This window comes from Pseudomonas sp. Pseusp3 (assembly GCF_047304225.1).
In the GTDB taxonomy this organism is placed as follows: domain Bacteria; phylum Pseudomonadota; class Gammaproteobacteria; order Pseudomonadales; family Pseudomonadaceae; genus Aquipseudomonas; species Aquipseudomonas fluorescens_CD.
The window spans coordinates 1-21,746 of record NZ_JBGLYV010000004.1; the positions used below are offsets into that span (position 1 = coordinate 1).

The following is a 21,746-nucleotide window of genomic DNA, read 5'->3' on the forward strand; positions in this document are numbered from 1 at the left end:
GGGGCGTGGTCCTACGTGGGTTACACCACGGGCCGGACCGGGTTGCTCGCCGTTGCCCCGCAGACCGCGCGGGGGGGGGGGGGCGGGGCCCGGGCGCGGGCTGGTCGGGCGCCGACAGCCGATTACGCGGCCATGTGGAGCAGCATCTACAGCGCGGCCGGCCCGCAACTCAGTTCCTATAACGTACGCATGCCGCCAGTGGCCGGCCAACCAGCGACCGTTTACTTCCTGTTGAAAACCTCGCCCCACGACCGTGCGCTGAACCAGATCACCCTCGATCCGGCCAGCGGCGTGGTCAAACGGGTTGACCGCTACAGCGACAAGAGTCTCAAGGCGCAACTGCTGACCAGCATTTATGCGCTGCACGTCGGCAGTTACTTCGGCATCGTCGGGCGCATCATCCTGACTCTCACCGCGCTGACCATGCCGCTGTTCTTCGTCACCGGCTGGTTGCTGTACCTGGATCGTCGCCGCAAGAAACGCCAGATCAAGGATGCTCGCCAAGGCCTTGTACAACCGGGCAACGATGCATCTGCCTGGCTGATCGGTTTCGCCAGCCAGAGCGGGTTTGCCGAGCAACTGGCCTGGCAGACCGCCGGGCAATTGCAGGCCGCAGGCTTACCCGTGAAGGTGCAGCCGCTGGCGGACGTCAGCGAGCAGGACTTGCAGGGCTCGAACAACGCTCTGTTCGTCGTCAGTACCTTCGGTGACGGTGAAGCGCCGGACAGCGCCAGGGGCTTCGAACGCAAGGTACTGGGTCGCACGCCGAGCCTGGAACGCCTGAACTACGCGGTCCTCGGCCTCGGCGACCGGCAGTATCAACACTTCTGCGGATTCGCCAAGCGCCTGCACACCTGGCTCGGCGAACACGGCGGCAAGACCTTGTTCGCCCCGGTGGAAGTCGATGGCGGCGATCCTTACGCCTTGCGCCACTGGCAACAGCAACTGGGGCTGCTGACCGGCCACGCGCCCGTCGACGCCTGGCAAGCACCCAGCTACGACAACTGGACCCTGGCCCGTCGTGAACTGCTGAACCCGGACAGCAGCGGATCCCCTGTGTACTTGCTGGGCCTCAGCGCGCCAAGCACCAGCAGTTGGCTGGCCGGTGATCTGGTGGAAGTGCTGCCGCGCAATTGCCCGTGGGTCATCGAGCATTTCCTCGATGGTCTGGGGATTCACGGTGAGACCAAGGTGCAGCTCAACGGCCTGGAGGAAACCCTCGAACAGGCCCTGGCCAGCCGCCAATTGCCGGAGAACCGCGCCCATCTGGTCGGCCTGCACGCGCAGGCGCTGGCAGAGGCCCTGGTGCCGCTGGCCATGCGCGAGTACTCCATTGCGTCGATCCCGGCCGATGGCATGCTCGAACTGATCGTGCGCCAGGAAGTGCATGCCGATGGCAACCTCGGCGTCGGCTCCGGCTGGTTGACCGAACACGCACCCGTGGGCAGTTCCATCAGCCTGCGCGTGCGACGCAACAGTGGTTTCCATCTGCCGGCCCGACCGGTGCCGATGATCCTGCTGGGTAATGGCACTGGGCTGGCCGGGTTGCGCAGCCTGCTCAAGGCGCGGATTGCCGAGGGTCAGCAACGTCACTGGCTGCTGTTTGGCGAGCGCAATCGCGAGCACGACTACCTGTGCAGAACGGAGCTGGAGGAGTGGCTGATCAATGGTGATCTGGAGCGCCTCGACCTGGCGTTTTCCCGCGACCAGGCAGAGAAGGTTTACGTGCAGGATCGGCTGCGAGAGTCCGCTGAAGAGTTGAAAAAGTGGCTGGCCGAGGGTGCGGTGATTTTTATTTGCGGCAGCTTGCAGGGCATGGCAAGCGGAGTGGATCAGGTGCTCAAGGAAGTCCTCGGAGCAGCACAGGTAGAAAAGCTGATCGAACAAAACCGATATCGGCGCGACGTCTACTGACATGCAGCCGGATCTCGTCCGGCTGGATCCACGCTTTGCTCATGAATCTTCTACAGCATATTTACCCTTGTAACGTATGAAGTCTGACCAGTCCTGCAACCTGTCCATTCGCAGTTGCAGTGGGGTCAGCAGGCTGGCCACCAGATTCAGCGTCAGTAGCAGAGTCGAATACGTTGACGAAGCCGTGATCAGGGCAAGCCTGTCAATCATCACGCTCAACAACTGCTCAATCCTGTTCAGGAAATGGCCAAAGTTGAAAAGTGCGGAACAAGCGCGAGCGTAGACCTGGGTCAACCGATACAACTCCAGTGTTAGCGGTTCAGGGTCTCCTCGGTAGGGTGTCCTGAAATCGAAGGGGGAAGTCCCGGAACCTGAAGGAGGCTTTTCTGGCGAAAATCCATAGGTTTCTATCTTCTGCTTTCTTGCCGCAAGGATCCGGAAGAACATTGGGTGGACCTCTCGCTCCATTGAGTTGACATTGAAACTGTACCGTTCAATGTTTTTCAGGGCGACGCTGCACTGCTCAACGAGAAAGGACATGACTCCGGAAACCTTGTACATGCTACAGACCACAAGGTTCGGCGCATGGAAATCGAACAGATCGCATCCCAGCGTATCAACAGCCACCCGTCGGTAGCGGGGCACGTTCGGCCTTGCCTCAAGAAATACCTGCCGAAGGTTGTGGACCTGATTGACGCAGAGGAGCACTTGCGTGCGTATACCCTTCACGTCGTCCTCGTCCACCAAGGACCAAAATCTGGTGCGATTGCTCTCAGCCTCTTCGCTCAAGCCCTGTGCATAGGCGCCCAACACCTTTGAGGTTGCCGGGGTGGAGTGCATGATGAAATCCTTGTGAAGCACCTCGCTCAAAAATAATTCGTAGGCGCGTAACGAAATAAAGTCATCTTCCTGAAAAAATATGAAATCCCTGTTCTCTTCGTTCATACCCGCCTCCTGCAGATAGTCACTCCCATGCTAAACAACCATTGAAAAGCCGTGCATCGAGAGACTCGACGCACGACCGATCAAGCACGGTATGAAAAACAATACTTATAAATACGAAAGCTGATTCAGGTAATCGACAAAACCATTGGCGCTAACGATGAAGTCTGAAACCTGCTTGTTCAAAGGGGAGGAAGAATCAGACTTCATCGAGCTCAAGAAACGGGCCACTGTCTCATCGATCTCCGCGAACGCCGCCACGTAGAGTTTGCGTTGCTCATGCATCTGAGAAAAAACCTCAATCAGCTTGATCTTGTCCGCAGTGATCCGCACGGCGAGTCCCTCAGCCATAATTTGCGCCTGCACTTCCAGGGTCTTGTCTCGAAGTACCTGGTTCTGCTTTACCATCAAGACAAAGGAAACATCCCTTACTGCGCCCTGCAGATCCTGTTTCACTTTTTCGATCGCCGCCAGCACCAGATCAATCTGAGATGGCTTGGCACCAAGTTTTTTGACCGCCTCGACATTCAGCTCGACATTCTTTGCAACACCGGAAATGCCGAGTTTATTGAGCTCCTCTACGGCCTCGTTGATGACTCCACGCTTTTTTTCAAGATCTGTCAGGCTGGAATTCAAACGCTCCAGCACCGCATCATGTGCTGACACGTCAGCCATCAGCGAGGTTTTGAATCCCTGCATGGCCGTCTCGTCATAACCGACATTGAACCGTTTCAGGCTCTCTCCCAAGGAGATGGACATCTCGCTGACGGCCGTCTGTGCCTCCCGCAAAAGCGTCGTCTGCTCGTCATGAATTTCGTCGATTTCATCGGCGCCCTCCCTCAACTCTTCATCGAGCGACAGCAACTGTTGTAGCGTGCTCTTAAGTGAAAGCTCGGTTTTCAGTGCCTTCTCTTGAGCCTCCCTGGAACCATTCGCGACGTTAACCGGTAACGCCTGAAATTTTTCACTCAAGTCCGGAAGATAATCCGTTTTCATGAACAGCAGCTTTGCTTCCACCGCACGGTTACGCAGTTCCGAACTGCTGCCCTGAAGGTTTTGGACTTTCACTGCAGGATAACTATCGCTTTGCATCAGAGACCTCATTGGTTTTCTTCCTTGAACACCGTATTCCAGCATGTATTGCTGTTCCGCCTCGTGGAACAATTCAACAAGCGCATCGGCGCTTTTTTCGATTTTTACCCAAGGCGCCGCCACCAAACGAAACTGAGTGATGAATGCCTGCAAACGGACGCCGTCTTCGATCTTCAATACCGCTTTTTCGGAGCTCTCGATGTAGGCATGGAGCACATTCCAGGTATGCACCACGTTGTTTGTCGCCACTTCAGCATCCAGAGCAACGGTCTGCATATTCTGCATGTCACCCCTGATCCGTGCGATCGATCCCAGGACCTTGGACTTGCTCTCGAGGCTCTTGATGGCCGCTTCCTGAGCACGGCTGAGATCATTGCGTCGAGATCGGACCCCTTCAGCTTCAACACCGGTATAGATGGCAACGCCCAAACCTATAATCGAGAAACTGCTGACCGAGGAAAGCGACTTTTGAACCAGCGCTTTGTACTCTTTATGCAACTCATCAATCTGATTGGCACGCTCCTTGATCTCGTCATTCAAAATCTCGATGTCTGATGCGAATGTATTATTCTCGAGTGCCAGCGACAGTAACTTGATAGTTGGAATGACATCGTTAGTCAGTTGCCGACTAAAATGGTCGAGATCGGATTTTATTTGAGCGGCAGTGCGCAGATGCTCCTTGACCTGCTCGAAGATCTGATCCAGCACATCCCCCAGATCCGGGATGGTGTCCGCTTCCAACGCAAGATCCGGGAACGGCTTGCCTTCTTTCACTTCCCACTCGCGCAATTCCGCATAGTTGGTAATCTTGTGTGTGCCCAGCGCCTTCGCCGCCTTGACGTCAGCGAAAATTTCCTCGACCGAAGTAAGGTATACACCCATGCTCGAACCGAACAGTTTCAAATGGGTCCCCGTCAGCATGATCCGCGAGCGCAGGGGCGACCATAGACTGGCGTGGGCATTAACCTTGGTAAAAGACATGAGAAAGTCTTTTTTTGTGAAACCCATGCCCCCTTCTTCGTCGCCAAAGTTCAGGTAAGTCGCAAGCGCTCGCTCATTGGTGGGAAGTGCCAGCCCGGTGGCTTCGTATTTTCGCAGGGAAATGATTTGGTCTTTGGTCAGTATCAAGCCGTTGGCGCGAGTGACTTCATTCGCAGCCCCAGTCGACAAAGACACCAGTGACTGGGGAACAGCAACTGCAAGAGTTGCAACTTCATCGTAGTTTTTGCCTTCCAGACTTTTTTCCCACAATGCAGCGGACATAGCGATTCCTTTCTAAAATTTTCAACTTGTCACCAAACCATTCAACTTAATTAGTTTGGCCATCCGCCCTGTGGCGTTGAAAAAAAGTAAGCCGCCCACCTATATTGATCAAGTGACCAAATATATGAAAATGTGATAATTACAACCCCAGGAGAAAACTTCAGCAGAATATTAAACCACGCGACTCGCGGGGGCCGCTAAAACTGCCAGTCAACACATACACCCAATACTCTGCCGTTTGCACCCACGCCCAATAAAAGAAAAGAATGCAGCAACTTCCAGCATCAGGTTTTTTCTCGAAAGTTATTTTCCAGGCAACGAGCAACTGCAGGATCACAGGGAGCCAGTTTTTGCTCGAATACCGCCACGCCATCCAGATCGCGCAACACCACACTCATCTCCCCGCTCTGCCCGTCGATATTCACCTCGCCAAAAAACTGAAACCCGGCAAACGGCGAGACGTTCTGCGTCGGCGGTGCCTTCTGAAACACCACGTGCGGGCCAAAGGTCTTGTCCAGTGGATTGGGCCCAAAACTCCCGGCATTCAACGGCCCCGCGACAAACTCCCAGAACGGTTCGAAATCCTGAAACGCCGCGCGCTCAGGGTGGTAGTGATGCGCGGCGCAGTAATGCACGTCCGCGGTAAGGAAGACGAAATTGTGAACCTGTCGCGCCCGCAGAAAGCCGAGCAATTCGGCGATTTCCAGTTCACGTCCCTGGGCCGGGCCGGGATCACCGTTGGCCACCGCTTCCCACCGCGTGACACCTGGGCTGACTTCGCCGTCGGGTACGCCGAGGCCGATAGGCATGTCGGCGGCGATCACTTTCCATTGCGCGTTCGAGGCCTGCATTTCGCGCTTGAGCCAGTCCAGTTGCTCACGACCGAGGAACGGCTTGGCCTCGCCCAGATTGTCATCATTGGCCCCGCGATAACTGCGCATGTCCAGCACGAACACATCGAGCAACGGCCCGTAACCGAGCTTGCGATAGATCCGCCCGCCGCCATCGGCGCTCTGCAAGCGCATCGGCGCGTATTCGAGCCAGGCCTGGCGTGCGCGATCCACCAGGCTGTGGATATCCTTGCTCTGGTAGCGCGCATCCAGCTGCTTGCCGGGCGACCAGTTGTTCACCACTTCGTGGTCGTCCCACTGCCAGATCTGCGGCACTTCGGCGTTGAAACGGCGGATGTTTTCGTCCATCAGGTTGTAGCGGTAATTGCCACGGTACTCATCGAGGGTCTCGGCGACTTTGCTCTTGGCCTCGGTGGTGATGTTGCGCCATACCCGGCCACCTTCCGTGGTGAGCTGCGCCGGGATCGGGCTGTCGGCGTAAATGGTGTCGCCGCTGTGGATAAAGAAATCCGGCAGACGTCGACGCATCGCCTCGTAGATGCGCATGCCGCCAATGTCCGGGTTGATGCCGAAGCCCTGGCCGACGGTGTCGCCGCTCCAGACAAAACGCAGGTCGCGCCGGGTCTGCGGCACGCTGCGCAAGTGACCGAACCAGGGTTCGCTGGCAACGCCACTCTGGGCGTCTTCAAACTGCACTCGATAGAAAATCGCCTGGCCGGCAGGCAGCCCGGTGAGTTCGACCCGGGCAGTGAAATCGCTGCGCGCATCGGCCAGGGGCGAGACGAATCGCCGCGGGTTGGGAAACAGGCTGCGGGTGTCCCACTCCACCACCATCCGTGCGGGACGATCGCAGCGGCTCCAGACGATCGCCCGGTCGCCCAGCAGGTCACCGGACTGCACTCCGTCGGTGAGCTGCGGCCGGTCCTTGACCGAAGCGATCACCGCCGGCGCCAGCCCTGGCAACAGCAATCCGGCGCCGACCGCTTGCATGACACGACGGCGCCCCAGGTTGAAATCGCTCATGGTGTTCTCCTTGAAAAAGGAAAAACTTAAGCATGGCTGGATGAAGCCGGCATGACATCCCCACCTTATAGGAGCGAGCCCGCTCGCGAAAAACCAATAGGCGCCGCTGGGCATCTGGTTTGACGCGTTATCGTTCGCGACCATCGCGAGCGAGCTCGCTCCTACAGGGGACAGGTGTCAGGCGGTGACGGGTTCTACCGCCAACTCCACCACCTCTGGTCGTTTCACCAGCGCATACGCCACCGCCGTCAACAGGCTCCCCGCCACAATCGCCAGCAGATAAAGCAGCGCATGATTGATCGCATTCGGGATCGCCAGCACAAACAACCCTCCATGGGGCGCCATCAATTTGCAGCCGAAATACATCGACAACGCACCGGTCAGCGCACCACCGGCGATGCTCGCCGGAATCACCCGCAACGGATCTTTCGCGGCAAACGGAATCGCCCCTTCGGAGATGAAGCACAGCCCCAGCACCAGCGCCGCCTTGCCGGCTTCGCGCTCAGTCTGCGCAAACTTGCGCCGCGCAATGAACGTGGCGATACCCAGGCCAATCGGCGGCACCATGCCCGCGGCCATGGTCGCCGCCATCGGCGCGTAACTCTGCGACGCCAGCAACCCGACCGAGAACGCATAGGCCGCCTTGTTGATCGGCCCGCCGAGGTCGACGCACATCATGCCGCCCAGCAACACACCCAGCAGAATCGCGTTGGTGGTGCCCATGCTGTCGAGAAAATGCGTGAGCCCGGAAAGCATCCCGGCCACCGGTTTGCCGACCACGTAGATCATCACCAGACCAGTGAACAGGCTCGCCAGCAACGGGATGATCAGGATCGGCTTCAGCGCCTCGAGGCTTTGCGGCAAACGCGCATAACGGTTGATCGCCTTGGCCGCATAGCCGGCGAGGAAACCGGCAATGATCCCGCCGATGAAACCGGCGCCCAGGGTGCTCGCCAGCAGACCGCCGATCATCCCCGGCGCGAGGCCCGGGCGGTCGGCGATGGAATAGGCGATATAGCCTGCCAGCAGCGGCACCATCAGCTTGAATGCGCTGTCGCCACCGATCTGCATCAACGCCGCCGCCAGAGTGCCCTGCTCCTTGAAGGCGGTGATGCCGAACACGAACGACAAGGCGATCATCAGGCCGCCGGCCACCACCATCGGCAACATGAACGACACGCCAGTCAGCAGGTGTTTGTAGATACCCGTCTTTTCCTGTTTGGCCGTTGTTTTGGCAGCGTTCCCAGCGCTTTCCTGCTGGCCTTCGGCCAAGGCCTTTTTCAAGGTCGCTTCCGCTTGCTTGAGGGCAATACCGGTGCCACAGCGATAGATTTTCTTGCCGGCGAAACGCTCGGTGGCGACTTCGATATCGGCCGCCAGCAGCACCACATCGGCCTCGGCAATCGCTTGCGCGCTCAATGGATTGCGCGCGCCGACCGAGCCCTGGGTTTCCACCTGCAGGTCATAGCCCAGGCGCTTGGCCGCTTGCTGCAAGGCCTCGGCGGCCATGAACGTGTGGGCTACGCCCGTCGGGCACGCGGTGACGGCCACCAGCCGCGGTGTGTCCCGGGCAACCGCCACAGGTTCGACGACGGCTTCTTCAGCTGCGTAAACCTGAGCGTCCTGCGCACCACGCCGCAGTACGGCTTCCACGTCTTGCAGGGCTTGGGCCGGAGTGCTCTGGAACAGGCGCTTGCCGACAAACCGCGACATATCCACGGGTGCACTGGTCACCAGCAGCACCCACTCGGCCGCGTCGAGGGTGGCCGCCGACAGTTGCTTTTCAGGATGCGCGGCATCGGCGATTTCGACACTGGTGCTCCAGCCCTGGCGCTGGGCCGCGGCATCGAGCAACCGGGCACACAGCACACTGGTGACCATGCCGTTCGGGCAGGCCGTAACGATGGCTAACTTCATGACAAACCCTCTTATTGTTCTGTCAGGGGACGCACGCGCACACCCTGTTCAAGCTGCGCCAGTTGCGCTGCATCGCCAATGCCGAAACCGATCTGGGTCACTGCCATCGCGGCAATCGCCGTGGCGGTGCGCAAGGTTTGCTCCGGCGTATCGGCACTGAGCAAACCGTGGAGCATCCCCGCCAGCAACGAATCACCCGCGCCCACCGTGCTGGCGACGCTGACCCTGGGTGGCGTGGCATGCAGTGCCGAGCCAACGCTGAACCAGTTCACGCCTTCGGCACCATGGGAAATCACCACATGCTCGATGCCCTGGGCGTGCAAGCGATCCGCCGCTTCGGCCTGGGCACGGACCGACACGACCTCGCAGTCCAGCACCTCGGCCAGCTCGTCGGTGTTGGGTTTGATCAGCCACGGCCCCGCTTTCAGCGCTGCACGCAACGCCTCGCCGCTGGTATCGAGGGCGACGTTCAGGCCCAGGTTCTTCAAGCGCACAATCAACGCCTGCAACCACTGTGCGCTGATGCCCAACGGCAAACTGCCAGCAACCACCACCGCATCGTGCCCCGGTGCGATCTGCTCCAGTCGATCCAGCAAGGCCTGCTGCGCCACCTCGCTGACCTGCGGTCCCGGCCCATTGATGTCAGTGATGCGGCCGTCGCTTTCCGCCAGCTTGATGTTGCTGCGGGTCTCGCCCGGCACGCGGATGAAGGCATCGACAAAACCGCGCCTGGCGAACAGCGTTTCAAACGCTTGCAGATTGTCCTCGCCGAGAAAGCCACTGACGGTCACCTGATGCCCGAGGTCCGCCAGCACTTGCGCCACGTTGACGCCTTTGCCGGCAGCGTGGGTGTGCATCACATCGCTGCGGTTGACCTGGCCGGCTTCAAGGCGCGGCAACTGGACGGTCAGGTCCAGCGCAGGGTTGAGGGTCAGGGTGAGAATCCGGGCCATTACAGGGCCTCCACTAGTGCACGCACTTCATTGGCGCTGCCCACGGCCAGGGCCTGTCGGGCAAGGGTTTGAGTCTGAGTGAAGCCCAGTTCGCGAATTCGCGCCTTGACCTCGGCAATGCTGCGCGCCCCGACGCTGAGTTCGTCCACGCCGAGGCCGACCAGTACCGGCACCGCCAGTGGGTCGGCAGCCAGCTCACCGCACACACCGACCCATTTACCGTGAGCATGGGCCGCGCGCACGGTGATGTCGATCAGTTGCAGCACCGCCGGATGCAAGCCGTCGGCCTGGGCCGAAAGCGTCGGATGGCCACGGTCGATGGCCAGGGTGTATTGGGTCAGGTCGTTGGTGCCGACGCTGAAGAAGTCGACCTCCTTGGCCAGCACCGGCGCCAGCAATGCCGCCGACGGCACTTCGATCATGATCCCCAGTTGCAGGTCGGCAACCGGAATTTCCAGACGCAGGCGTTCGGTCATGTCACGGGCCTGGCGCCACTCGTCAACGCTGCCCACCATCGGGAACATGATCCGCAGCGGCCGGTTGTCGGCCGCCCGCAGCAAGGCGCGCAATTGCGCTTCCATGATCTGCGGACGCTGCAAGGTCAGGCGGATACCGCGCACGCCGAGAAACGGGTTTTCTTCCTTCGCGATCGGCCAGTACGGCAGCGGTTTGTCGCCGCCGACATCAAGGGTGCGCACCACCAGCGGCCGCCCCGCCAGACCGTCGAGAACGCGACGGTACTCGGTTTCCTGGGTTGCCTCGTCGGGCGCTTGCGGGTGGGCCATGAAGATCAGTTCGGTGCGCAACAGACCAACGCCTTCGGCGCCCTGCTCCACCGCGCCCGCCACGCCGGCGCTTTCACCGAGGTTGGCGAACACTTCGACGGCGTGGCCATCGCTGGTCAATGCCGGCTGGTGACGCTGCTCGGCGGCTGCCTTCAAGCGCTGCTCACGGGTATCGCGTTCGGCCGTGGCGCGCTGCAAGGTCGCTGCGTCAGCGTCCACATGCAGACGACCACGCTGGCCATCGAGCAACAACGGCGTACCCGGTGCCAGCAGCAACACGCCGGGGCCGGCGCCGACCAGTGCCGGGATGCCCAGCGCCCGGGCAACAATCGCACTGTGCGCCGTAGCGCCACCCCGGGCGGTGAGAATCCCCGCCACGCGAGCCGGATCGAGACGCGCGACGTCGGAAGGTCCGACCTCGTCCATCACCAGAATGTACGGTTGATCCGGTTCGTTCGGGGTTTCGATGCCACTGAGCTGCATCAACACCCGACGCCCGATGTCGCGCAAGTCGGCCGCGCGCTCGGCGAGCAAGGCATCCTGCAAGGCTTCCTGCTGTCGGGCCGCCGCTTCAATCACAGCCATCCATGCCGCCTCGGCGCTTTCGCCCTGCTTGAGGCGCGTATCGACTTCATCAGTCAGTTCCGGGTCGTCGAGCATCTCTTGGTGGGTGATGAAGATTTCGCGAATGGCTTTGCTTTTGCTGCGCTCGATCAAACCCTGGATGTCACGGCGTACCTGCGCCAGGCTGTGCTGCAGACGTTCACGCTCGATGGCGGCGGACTCACCGCGCAACGGGTAGTCGATGGTTTGCAGCACATGAATATGGGCCGGCCCGATGGCGATCCCCGGCGCGGCGGCAATCGCCTGGACCACGCTGCCCGACATCGGGGCGAGGACTACTTCGACCATTTCGGCAACGACCTCGCGCACCTGGCTTACCGGTGGCAGCGGCTCGACTTCCTCACCGAGCCCTTCTTCGATGGCGGCCAACAAGGCCGGCAACACATCGGCGGCGATGACTGGCTCGGCGATGAACTCCAGGACCTGTCCCCGACGGGCGCCGAGGCTGAGCAACTTGCTCAAGCTCTTTACCGACACCGCGCTGTCGTGGCCATCGACGATCCGCACGCGGATGTCTCCTTCAAAACTCTTTGCCAGTTGCGCGAGGATTTTCGCCGGCCGCGCATGCAAACCGTGGGCATTGGCCAATGCAATTCGCGCGCTGGGCCAGTCGGCGGGCACTTCACCACCGAGCACTTCGAGGACTTTGCGACTGCTGGTGGCGCGCCCCAACTCATGACCACGCCCTTCGATCAGCAACGCGCAAAGGCGTTCGAGCAAGGCTTGATGGGCCTCACCGAGGCTGGCCAGGCAAAACAGGCCATTGAGCGGCTGGCCGAGATAGCGCAGCGGTTTGTCCGGGGTAACGAAGGCCAGGCCGGGGCGCTTCACCGTTTGCTCGCTGTGCAGCCACCACAGGCCATCGCCCAACGGCAGCGCTTCAACCTGTTGCAGTACGGCGGAGAAACCGTTGCTCACGCAGTCGGCCTGGCGCAACAAACGTGCGCCGCGCCAGACCAGCTCTTCGAAATCTTCGGCTGCTACACCGAGGCCGATCATCTGCGCATCCAGCGCCAGCTCCTGTGGCGCGCCTTGCAGCAACTTCAGCAATGCCTCGGCGGAACCTGCGCGACGCAAGGCCTGGCCCAGATCAGTCTCGCCGAGAGCGCGAGTCAACAATTGCAACAGGCGCAGATGCTCATCGGATTTGGCGGCGATACCGATCGCCAGGTAAACGATATGACCGTCGCCCCAGTCCACACCGTCAGGGAACTGCATCAGGCGCACACCGGTGGTGAACACCAGTTCGCGGGTTTCGGGCGTACCGTGGGGGATGGCAATACCTTGACCGAGAAAGGTCGAGCCCTGGGCCTCCCGCGCCTGCAATCCGGTGAGATACCCCTCGGCAACCAGACCGTCGGCAACCAGATGCCGGGCCAGCAATTGCAGCGCTGCGGATTTATCCACGGCCGACTGGCCCATGGAAATCTGCTCTACAGTGAGCTCGAGCATGCTTTCTCCTTTTTGGCGACTTGGGGCGCCAGGTATTGTTTTGAATAAGCCAGCCTAGGCGCCTGGTCGTCACTTTTGGCGGTTTCACGGCAGAACCGACCAAAGGCGCCTATAACGTAGAAAATACGCTTGCTGAAACGTTTAATCTAGATTGAATGGCACGTTACTCGATAATGTCCCATCCTTGAAGCTCAACTTGTCGGATGCGTTGCGACAATGGTCACCTGCCTTAATCGGTTAGGATTGACGAAAATGTCGAGGCAATCTCGAAAAAACAAGGAAACAGCGGGTTGAAACTCAGTGATATCGCCCAGTTGGCCGGTGTGTCCGTCACCACCGCCAGCTATGTCATCAATGGCAAGGCCGAACAACAGCGCATCAGCAGCGCCACTGTCGAACGCGTGCGTGCGGTCGTCGAACAACATGGCTTCACGCCCAACCCACAGGCCGCCGGTTTGCGCAGCCGACACACGCGCACATTGGGATTCATTCTGCCGGATCTGGAAAACCCCAGTTACGCGCGAATCGCCAAGTTGCTGGAGCAAGGCGCGCGAGCCCGGGGTTATCAGTTGCTGATCGCCAGTTCCGACGATGCACCGGACAGCGAACGGCAATTGCTGCAACTGTTCCGCGCCCGGCGTTGCGACGCACTGATCGTTGCCAGCTGCCTGCCGGCCGGCGACGACAGCTATCGCCAATTGCAGGCCAAGGGCATCCCGATCATCGCCATCGACCGGGTCATGGAGCCCGAGCATTTCTGTTCGGTGATCAGCGACGACCGCGAGGCCAGCCTGCAACTGACCCGCAGCCTGCTGGAGCCGCTGCCCAGGCAGATCGCGCTGATCGGCGCCCGCCCGGAGCTGAGCATCAGCCGGGAGCGTGCCGCTGGCTTCAAAGAGGCTCTCGCCGGGTTCAACGGTGAGGTGCTGATCGAAGAAGGTGAGTCCTTCAGCCGCGAGTGCGGTAAACAATTGATGGAAGAGTTGCTGCAGCGTCTGGGCCATTTACCCGATGCCCTGGTGACCACATCCTACGTGCTGCTGCAGGGCGTGTTCGATGCGCTGCACGACTTCCCGCTGAAAAACCGTCCGCTGCGCCTCGGCACGTTCGGCGACACCCAGTTGCTGGACTTCCTGCCACTACCGGTCAACGCCATGGCCCAGCAACATCAACTGATCGCCGACAAGGCCCTCGCGCTGGCCGTGGCCGCCATCGAGCAGTCGGATTACCGGCCCGGCGTACAAGCCATCGCGCGGACGTTCAAGCAGCGTATTCGCCAGGATTGAACCGTGGAGCTGATCGACACCCACACCCATCTGGATTTTCCGGACTTCGACGCCGACCGCCAGGCGCTGCTGGCCGACAGCCGCGCCCTCGGGGTACGGCGGATCGTGGTGCTGGGGGTTTATCAGGCCAATTGGCAGCGGGTCTGGGAGCTGGTGCAGAGCGACCCCGACCTGCACGCCGCGTTCGGGTTGCACCCGGTGTATCTGGACGATCATCGACCGCAACACCTGAGCGAACTCGGTGACTGGCTGACACGCCTGGCTGGCCATCGGCAACTGTGTGCGGTGGGCGAGATCGGCCTGGATTACTTCATCGAAACCCTGGATCGCGACCGTCAGCAGGCGTTGTTCGAGGCGCAATTGCAACTGGCGGCGGATTTCGATCTGCCGGCATTGATCCATGCACGGCGTAGCCATGCGGCGGTGATTGCCACGCTCAAACGGTTTCGCCTGAAACGGGCCGGCATCATCCACGCCTTCGCCGGCAGCCAGGAAGAGGCTCGCGAATACATCAAGCTCGGTTTCAAGCTTGGCCTTGGCGGCGCCCCGACCTGGCCCCAGGCCCTGCGCATGCACCGCGTGCTGGCGCAGTTACCGCTGGACTCGGTGGTGCTTGAAACCGACTCGCCGGACATGGCACCCGCCATGTTCCCCGGCCAGCGCAACAGCCCGGCACACTTGCCGGCGATCTGCGCGGCACTGGCGCAATGGATGGCAATCAGCCCGGAACAACTGGCGGCTGCCAGCACCGCCAACAGCTGCGAAGTGTTCGGCTGGTAATCAGTCGGCGTGAGCCCTGGCGGCTTCCAGGATCAGCGTCAGGTGCTGGCGCCTGCGGAAGTAACGGACCACCGCGAAATACACGAATATGGCAATCAGCGAAGCATTCAGCTGTTCGATGACGCTGAGCATCCCCAGCCACTCCATCACCAACGCCACCAGCAAGGCGGTGCAGACCATCATCCGCAGGCTGGCGCGCAACAGCGAAAAAGAGTCGAGCGATTTGAAGCGCCTGATCTGTTCCGGGCAACGTAACTGAAGGTGTTTCTGGCAGTGGGCACAGGCAAACGCTTCATTGATCGCAATGGCATTGAGTTGCCAGGGTTGAAGCCGCAATGTGCGCTGACAATGCGCACAGCGCCCCTGGACTCCTGTTGTCGCAACAGACATGACCGGTTTTCCTCCTTGCGCTAAGCGGCGTAGATCTTCCTTGATTGAAATCCAAAAACCAGCGCACGGAGAGAATCAGGATGAGTCCCACCTGGAAAGGGGAAAAGTATTACAAAACATTCTGACAGTACACCAAACCTGTGGGAGCGGGCTTGATCCTACAGGGTTTCCGGGCAGTCTTTCAGACCCGGAATGCACTGATCAACTGTTTCAACTCCACGACCTGAGCCGACAACGCCCGGCTGGCATCTTCGGTCTGGTGTGCGCCTTCAGCGGTGCGCTCGCCGGCGCGATTGATCTCGACGATGTTCTGGTCGATGTCGTGGGCCACGGCAGTTTGCTGCTCCACCGCGGCGGCAATCTGCTGGTTCTGGTCGACGATCATGCCGACCGCTCCCAGAATGTTTTCCAGCGCCTGCTGGACCTTCTCCGATTGCCCCACCGTGCCGTTGGCCATTTCATGGCTGGTGCCCATGGCCTTGACCGCCGCGCCGACACCGCCATGGAGCTTGGCGATCATCTGCTCGATTTCTTCGGTCGATTGCTGGGTCCGTTTGGCCAGGGTCCGGACTTCATCGGCCACCACGGCGAAACCACGGCCCTGCTCACCAGCCCGAGCCGCCTCGATGGCGGCATTGAGCGCCAGCAGGTTGGTCTGTTCGGCGATGCTCTTGATCACTTCGAGCACGCGGCTGATGGACTGGCTGTCGCTGGCCAGTTGATTGATCACCAGCACCGATTGATCGATCTCGCTGGCCAGCGCGGCAATGCTGCCTTGCTGCGACTCCACCAGACCGCGACCGCTGATGGTCTCATCGTTGACACTGTGGGCACTGCTCACCGCCGCCGCGGCGCTGCGCGCCACTTCCTGGGACGTGGCCGACATCTGGTTCATGGCCGTGGCCACCTGTTCGATCTGCGTGCGCTGCCCGGCAACGGCCTGGTTGCTTTGCGCGGAAACGTTTTCCACTTGCCCGGCCTGACGCTCGACTTCGCTGACGGTCTGCCCCACCCGCTCGATCAGGTCATGGATTTTTTTCACCGTACCGTTGAACACCTCGCCCAACTCCCCCAGCTCATCGCGGCTGTGGGCGCTGAAGGTCACGGTCATGTCCCCCGCCGCCACCTTGTCCATCACCGCCCCCAGGCGCTTGAGCGTGGTGCGGGTCGAGGCATAGAAAGCGCCGTAGAGATAGAAGATCAACACGAACACGACCGATAACGCCACCGCCTGCAAGACCATGTGCGTGCGGTTCTGTTCCAGGCGTTGCTGCAACTGCGGGCCCAGATACTTCAGGGTCGCTTCGTTGAGTTGGTAAGTCTGGTCCATCAGGGCGCTGACTTGATCGTAAAAACCCTGCCACGGCGCATCGAGGGTGTCGGCCATGACCACTTGTTCTTCGAACAGCTCGCTGGCTTTCTTCAAGGATGCCCGGCTGCTATCGGCCTGAGCGGCCAAGGTATCGCGTGCGGCTCTGCTGGAACCCAGGGCATCCTGCAACTTCAAGCCATACTCGGCCTGGAGCTTTTCAATCTGCGCCAGCAATTCATCGAAACGGGTGCTCGAAGCCGAGTTGATGAACCCCTGCCCCAACGAATAAGAGCCCATTGCCCGACCTTCACCCAGAATCTGGGTGACGCGTGGCGTGACGAGGGTGACGAGTTCGCTCAACTGGCGCATGTCGCTCTGGTTGTCGCGACTCAAGCCCGCCTGGCTGGTGATGAGCTGGCTGAAAACCTGCGCGCTCCCCACCAGCTTGCCAATCAAGGCGCTTTTGCTTTGAAGGGAGGTTTCCGTTTGCTGGGCCTTGAATGCGGCGACCATTTCATCGCGCTTGCCATCAAACACCGCGACCTGCTCCGGATCGCTGGTCATCGCCGTCAGCCCTTGCAAGCGAGTCAGAATACTCTGCTCAAGGGCGCTGATTTTCGATTCGACATTGCCGGCCTTGCCGGATTGGCCGAGGCTGACATTGATCTGTACCAGGTTGTTCAGGGTTTCCAGATCGCGCCGTAACGTCAGGCTGCTGCCCAACAGGTCGAGACTTTGCAGTTCGATGCGCGTGCCCTGGAATTCGCGGTAGGAGTCACGCACCAGATAGAAGTTGGTCACCAGCATCGGCACCAGGAACAGTACGCTGATCAGGCTGAACTTCATGCCGAAGCTCAGGCGATTCATCAGTGCGACAGCGGGATAGAGCAAGCTCTTCACTGGATGTCTCCCTTCAGTTTTTTATTTTTTTTATTGGCAGGCGCAGACCGGGAGCAGATAGCCACTATTCGGCGCTATCTCTGTATAACTTAAATCGGCAGGAGGTTTTGTAACTTAAGGTTAACGACAGGGCGATGCACTTCGGACAAGTGATCACCCTGTTGCGAGGGGAGACTGCTCTGACTACAGCGCTATGACAGGACCGTCCACAGCGCAAACCCGGCATACCAGAGCACCGCAGCACGCAGCAGCAGTTCCCAGATACGGTCCAGGTTGTTGATACCTTCTGCGCCAGCCACCGGTGCCGGAATTTCACCGGCCACCAGCCCGATTTTCTCGATCAATTGCGCGGCGCTGATGTTCCAGTTCAGCAGCTCATGCAACATGACCCGACTGACCGCGACAAAATTGCCGACCAACGCCAGGCTCGCCGCCAGCAGGCGCACCGGCACCCAGTCGAAGGCATGACGCAGTTGCCCGGCGCGTTCGACCACCGCAGGACTTTTCCCGTGCTCTTCGGCCAGCGCCAGCAGCCGATAGCTCAGCGCCGCGACCGGCCCCAGCAGGAAGTACCAGAAAATCACCGCGAAAAAGCTGTGGTACGCCTCCCACAGCAAATGCCCTTCGACCTGTTCCAGCAGTTGCTCGCCACTGTCCGCGCAGATATCCAGGTCGCGCTTGGCGACATGGGCCGCGGCTTGCAGGTCCTCCCGACGCCAGGCATCGCGGAACGGCCCGAGGTCGCCCAGCAGATCACCGCGCCCCAGGCTGTAGATCACCACCAGCAAATGGATCGGCAACGCCAGCAAGCCGTAGGCCACCGGCTCGATGATGACCAGCAGCAAACCCAGCAACGCCACCGGCAACAAGACCATCACCGACAACACCAGCCATGGCCGGTCCGAAAGTCGCGGGCTGGCCTCAAGCCTGTTCAGCTTGTGTGTCCATCCACTATCGCGCTGAACGCGATGGCGCAAGGCCGAAAACTTCTCGATCCACACTGCCAACAGCAACACCAGAAAACTCATCGTCCTTCCTCTTTTGCCAGTGCGGCCCGATAGCGTGCCCAGTCGAACGCCGGCCCCGGATCGGTTTTGCGCCCAGGGGCAATGTCGCTATGCCCGCAGATGCGTTGTGCGGTAATGCCCGTGAAGGCGCTTTGCAGCTGCCGGGTCAGGGCCGTCAACGTCTCATATTGGGCATCGGTGAACGGCAGATCATCCGTACCTTCCAGTTCGATGCCTACGGAAAAATCGTTACAGGTTTCCCGCCCCTCGAAACACGAGACGCCGGCGTGCCAGGCGCGCTCAAGACAAGAGACAAACTGAGTGACGGTGCCGTCACGTTCAATCAGAAAGTGCGCAGATACTCGCAGGTCGGCGATCCCTGCAAAGTAGGGATGTTCCGTGACATCCAGACGATTCTGGAAAAATTCCTGCACCTTGCCGGTCTGAAATTGCGCGGGCGGCAGACTGATGTTGTGGATCACCAGCAGGGAAATCTCGCCCTCGGGGCGCGCATTGAAGTTGGGTGAAGGGCATAAACGCACACCCTGACACCAACCGCTCGCGGGGTCCAACTGCATACCGACTCCTTCAACGTCGACTGTGTTGGCACAGTATGCCGCGATAATCCATCGCGGCGCGATCACTTGCCGCGTTTAAGGCGCTTGAGGTTGCCGATCTGAAACAGGCGCTTGTTCGGAATCGACGGCCAACGCCGACAACGCCAGGGTTTCGACCAAATGCAGGCACCAGCGCCAACGTAACGCGCTGATGCCTTGGGTTGGTCGCTGACATGGCCCTATAATCGAGCCACTTTGTTTGTGGAGTCCGTTATGCCGAATCTACGTCTCGCCGATCTGACCGCCGAAATCGAAGCCAACGTGCGCCGTGCGTTGCGTGAAGACATCGGCAGCGGCGACATCACCGCGCAGTTGATCCCGGCCGAACGCCTGGCCAAAGCCACCATCATTACCCGCGACGCAGCCGTCATCAGCGGCACCGCCTGGGTCGATGCGGTGTTTCGGCAGCTCGATCCGCGAGTGGCGGTGCACTGGCAAGTTGCCGACGGCGAACGGGTGACGCCCAATCAGGTGCTGTTCCACCTCGAAGGCCCTGCGCGCTCACTGCTGACCGGCGAACGCAGCGCCCTGAACTTCCTGCAATTGCTCTCCGGCGTAGCGACCCGCGCGCAATACCTGGCAGACTTCGTGGCCGAGACTCAGGTCAAACTGCTCGACACCCGCAAAACGCTGCCGGGGCTGCGCCTGGCGCAAAAGTACGCAGTGACCTGCGGCGGTTGCCACAACCACCGCATCGGCCTGTATGACGCCTTCCTGATCAAGGAAAACCACATCGCCGCCAGCGGCGGCATCGCGCAGGCGATTGCCGCCGCGCACAAGATCGCGCCGGGCAAACCGGTCGAGATTGAAGTGGAAAGCCTGGATGAACTGAAAGAAGCGCTGGCAGCCGGTGCCGACATCATCATGCTCGACGAACTGAGCCTGGACGACATGCGCGAAGCCGTGCGCCTGAATGCCGGCAAAGCCAAACTGGAGGCCAGCGGCGGGATCAACGAAAGTACGTTGCTGCCGATTGCACAGACCGGAGTGGATTACATTTCGATCGGTGCAATGACCAAGGATGTGAAGGCGGTCGATCTGTCGATGCGCCTGAGTCTCTGATCACACGTATGTGAGTTGCCAAACTGCAGGAGCGAGCTTGCTCGCGATGGTCGTTAACGATGACGCGTGTTTCCTGGATGCACGCGGCGTTCTTTAGTCCATCGCGAGCAAGCTCGCTCCTGCATGAGTGTCAAACCACCAGATTGTTCATCTCGCAGTACTCTTCCCACTCGACGCCCAGCACTTCGGCCGCTTCTTTATGCAGCTTCAGGCGCTCAACCTCGTACTCTTCCGGGGTGGTGGTGTACTTGAGCGTCAACTCCCACGGCTGCAAGCCCTGGGCTTCCGCCTCATCCTCGAACGCCCATTGAATCTGGTCTTTCTGATCATCGGGACTCAAGTCCTTGATCTCGTCCATCAGTTCGGGAGCATCCAGCACGTACTTCTTCAGCGCTTCTTCGTGTCGGGCTTCCTGGGTCATCTCTTTAACGGTCATGTTGTTCTCGCTGATCTGGGGAATGGAAGATGGATCTGGATCATCAAGGATCTCTCTGACGCAGAAGAACCGCTTGTAGTCCGGTCTGTCTGGCCTTCAGAACCATTCGGGATCATCTGAAAACTGCTGGGCGAAGCTCATGCAGGCTCCGAATATAGGATGTTTGTCGGACGATTTACACGACTCTTTACATCTCCCTGCAAAAAGTTGTGCACACGATGTGTTGATGGCGACTGGAACATAAATTCATATTCAGAGTCATAGCAATGTGCCATGTCGGCACTTCACAAGGAACCTCAGTGATGCACAGCTTTTCGAAGTTTTCGTCTGTTCTGTCCGCAACGGTGATGACAACCTTGCTGGGGGCCCTGGCGCTGCCGGGAACCGCACTGGCCAGTGTTGAATTGAGTAGCGGCTACACGTCCTCTGGCGACAGGTTCACGGTCGTTCACAATGAATACGGCAAAGAGGTACTCATCAGAAGCGAATACAGCGTCGACGATCTGAAAGAAATGCAGGAGACGATCAACAATCAGACCCGGCAGATCGAAGAGCTCAAGCGCAGCAGCGGTTCCAGCTCAAGCTCCAGCAGCAAGGAAATCGACGAACTCAAGCGCACGGTGGCCGAACAGGAGCGCGACATCAACAACCTCGGCAAGCAGGTTGAAGAACTCAAACGCAACAGCGGCTCCAGCTCCAGTTCAAACAGCAGTGAGATTTCCAGCCTGAAGCGGGAAGTCAGCGATCAGGACCGCGAACTCGATAACCTCAAGCGTACCGTCGAGGACTTGAGCAGAAAGGTGAAATAACCGAGGGGATCGGGCGAGACAGGGGTCGAACATACTATCTAAAGACCACTTAATTGCTGGACCTCAATATTATTAAGCTCGCCATGTATACCTAAAACGGGAAGTACCCTTATTTTTTCCGCCTCCAGTCGGTCGCCAATGCCGACGCCCTCCCCCGTTTTGCCGTCGCCGGGTGGCGATTGTGACCATCATTGCTCTCCCCGTTTAGGGATGGTGGTTAGGAATGCACGTTTTGAAGAGATGGAAAAATAGTTTGGCCGCAGCGGCCGATACTGCGAACGCTCAAACTTTTGACGCCCCACCTCCCGGCACTTCCTCATGCTCGCCCAAG

Annotated in this window: 16 protein-coding genes and 1 pseudogene; 5 read left to right on the plus strand and 12 right to left on the minus strand. The window is 59.7% G+C overall.

Annotated elements, in window-relative coordinates:
* On the plus strand, nt 1-1,914 hold a 1,914-nt coding region (locus ACCD00_RS02290; RefSeq protein WP_413421565.1), incomplete at its 5' end, for a flavodoxin domain-containing protein.
* Between the two features lie 39 nt (nt 1,915-1,953).
* On the opposite strand, the gene ACCD00_RS02295 is transcribed toward ACCD00_RS02290, so the two are convergent.
* From ACCD00_RS02295 to ptsP, 6 genes are all read right to left on the minus strand, one after another.
* Nucleotides 1,954-2,859, minus strand: a complete 906-nt coding sequence (locus ACCD00_RS02295) for a hypothetical protein (protein ID WP_413421567.1) — start codon at nt 2,857-2,859, stop codon at nt 1,954-1,956.
* A gap of 105 nt (nt 2,860-2,964) precedes the next feature.
* Entirely contained in the window at nt 2,965-5,211 is a 2,247-nt protein-coding gene (locus tag ACCD00_RS02300) for an alpha-xenorhabdolysin family binary toxin subunit A (RefSeq protein ID WP_413421569.1), read from the minus strand.
* Nucleotides 5,212-5,495: 284 nt separating this feature from the next.
* Nucleotides 5,496-7,085, minus strand: coding sequence for an alkaline phosphatase D family protein (locus ACCD00_RS02305; RefSeq protein ID WP_413421571.1), 1,590 nt, complete (start codon nt 7,083-7,085; stop codon nt 5,496-5,498).
* Between the two features lie 177 nt (nt 7,086-7,262).
* Nucleotides 7,263-9,002, minus strand: a complete 1,740-nt coding sequence (locus ACCD00_RS02310) for a PTS fructose-like transporter subunit IIB (protein ID WP_413421573.1) — start codon at nt 9,000-9,002, stop codon at nt 7,263-7,265.
* Between the two features lie 11 nt (nt 9,003-9,013).
* Entirely contained in the window at nt 9,014-9,955 is a 942-nt protein-coding gene (pfkB, locus tag ACCD00_RS02315) for a 1-phosphofructokinase (protein ID WP_413421575.1), read from the minus strand.
* Nucleotides 9,955-12,816 carry a phosphoenolpyruvate--protein phosphotransferase gene (ptsP, locus tag ACCD00_RS02320; RefSeq protein WP_413421577.1) on the minus strand — a complete coding sequence of 954 codons (2,862 nt, stop codon included), beginning with the start codon at nt 12,814-12,816 and terminating at the stop codon, nt 9,955-9,957. Before ptsP ends, pfkB begins: the two co-directional genes overlap by 1 nt.
* A 290-nt stretch (nt 12,817-13,106) precedes the next feature.
* Here ptsP and cra point away from each other — a divergent pair, with 290 nt between their 5' ends.
* Together cra and ACCD00_RS02330 are read left to right on the plus strand one after the other, a co-directional pair.
* Nucleotides 13,107-14,102: a catabolite repressor/activator gene (cra, locus tag ACCD00_RS02325; protein ID WP_413421579.1), complete on the plus strand. Its 996-nt coding sequence runs from the start codon at nt 13,107-13,109 to the stop codon at nt 14,100-14,102.
* Nucleotides 14,103-14,105: 3 nt separating this feature from the next.
* On the plus strand, nt 14,106-14,882 hold the full coding sequence (locus tag ACCD00_RS02330) for a TatD family hydrolase (RefSeq protein ID WP_413421581.1): 777 nt from the start codon (nt 14,106-14,108) through the stop codon (nt 14,880-14,882).
* Here the strand turns inward: ACCD00_RS02330 and ACCD00_RS02335 are convergent, their stop codons facing one another.
* The 5 genes and pseudogenes from ACCD00_RS02335 to ampD all read right to left on the minus strand — a co-directional run bounded on the left by ACCD00_RS02335 (nt 14,883) and on the right by ampD (nt 19,069).
* On the minus strand, nt 14,883-15,272 hold the full coding sequence (locus ACCD00_RS02335) for a hypothetical protein (protein ID WP_413421583.1): 390 nt from the start codon (nt 15,270-15,272) through the stop codon (nt 14,883-14,885).
* A 181-nt stretch (nt 15,273-15,453) separates the two neighbouring features.
* On the minus strand, nt 15,454-16,383 hold the full coding sequence (locus tag ACCD00_RS02340) for a methyl-accepting chemotaxis protein (RefSeq protein ID WP_413421735.1): 930 nt from the start codon (nt 16,381-16,383) through the stop codon (nt 15,454-15,456).
* Nucleotides 16,360-17,451: pseudogene (locus ACCD00_RS02345) on the minus strand (methyl-accepting chemotaxis protein); the annotation flags it as partial. The gene ACCD00_RS02340 and the pseudogene ACCD00_RS02345, both read right to left, overlap by 24 nt.
* 224 nt (nt 17,452-17,675) lie before the next feature.
* Nucleotides 17,676-18,512 (minus strand): regulatory signaling modulator protein AmpE, encoded by an 837-nt coding sequence (ampE, locus tag ACCD00_RS02350; RefSeq protein WP_413421585.1) that lies wholly within the window; start codon nt 18,510-18,512, stop codon nt 17,676-17,678.
* A complete protein-coding gene (ampD, locus tag ACCD00_RS02355) occupies nt 18,509-19,069 on the minus strand; it encodes a 1,6-anhydro-N-acetylmuramyl-L-alanine amidase AmpD (protein ID WP_413421587.1) in 561 nt (186 codons plus the stop codon). The genes ampE and ampD overlap by 4 nt, the downstream gene beginning before the upstream one ends.
* 252 nt (nt 19,070-19,321) lie before the next feature.
* Between ampD and nadC the strand changes: the two genes are divergently transcribed.
* A complete protein-coding gene (nadC, locus tag ACCD00_RS02360) occupies nt 19,322-20,170 on the plus strand; it encodes a carboxylating nicotinate-nucleotide diphosphorylase (protein WP_413421589.1) in 849 nt (282 codons plus the stop codon).
* Nucleotides 20,171-20,300: 130 nt separating this feature from the next.
* Here nadC and ACCD00_RS02365 read toward each other — a convergent pair whose 3' ends face one another.
* Nucleotides 20,301-20,606, minus strand: coding sequence for a DUF6388 family protein (locus ACCD00_RS02365; RefSeq protein WP_413421591.1), 306 nt, complete (start codon nt 20,604-20,606; stop codon nt 20,301-20,303).
* 302 nt (nt 20,607-20,908) lie between these two features.
* Here ACCD00_RS02365 and ACCD00_RS02370 point away from each other — a divergent pair, with 302 nt between their 5' ends.
* Nucleotides 20,909-21,415: a hypothetical protein gene (locus tag ACCD00_RS02370; RefSeq protein WP_413421593.1), complete on the plus strand. Its 507-nt coding sequence runs from the start codon at nt 20,909-20,911 to the stop codon at nt 21,413-21,415.
* Nucleotides 21,416-21,746 lie beyond the last annotated feature (331 nt).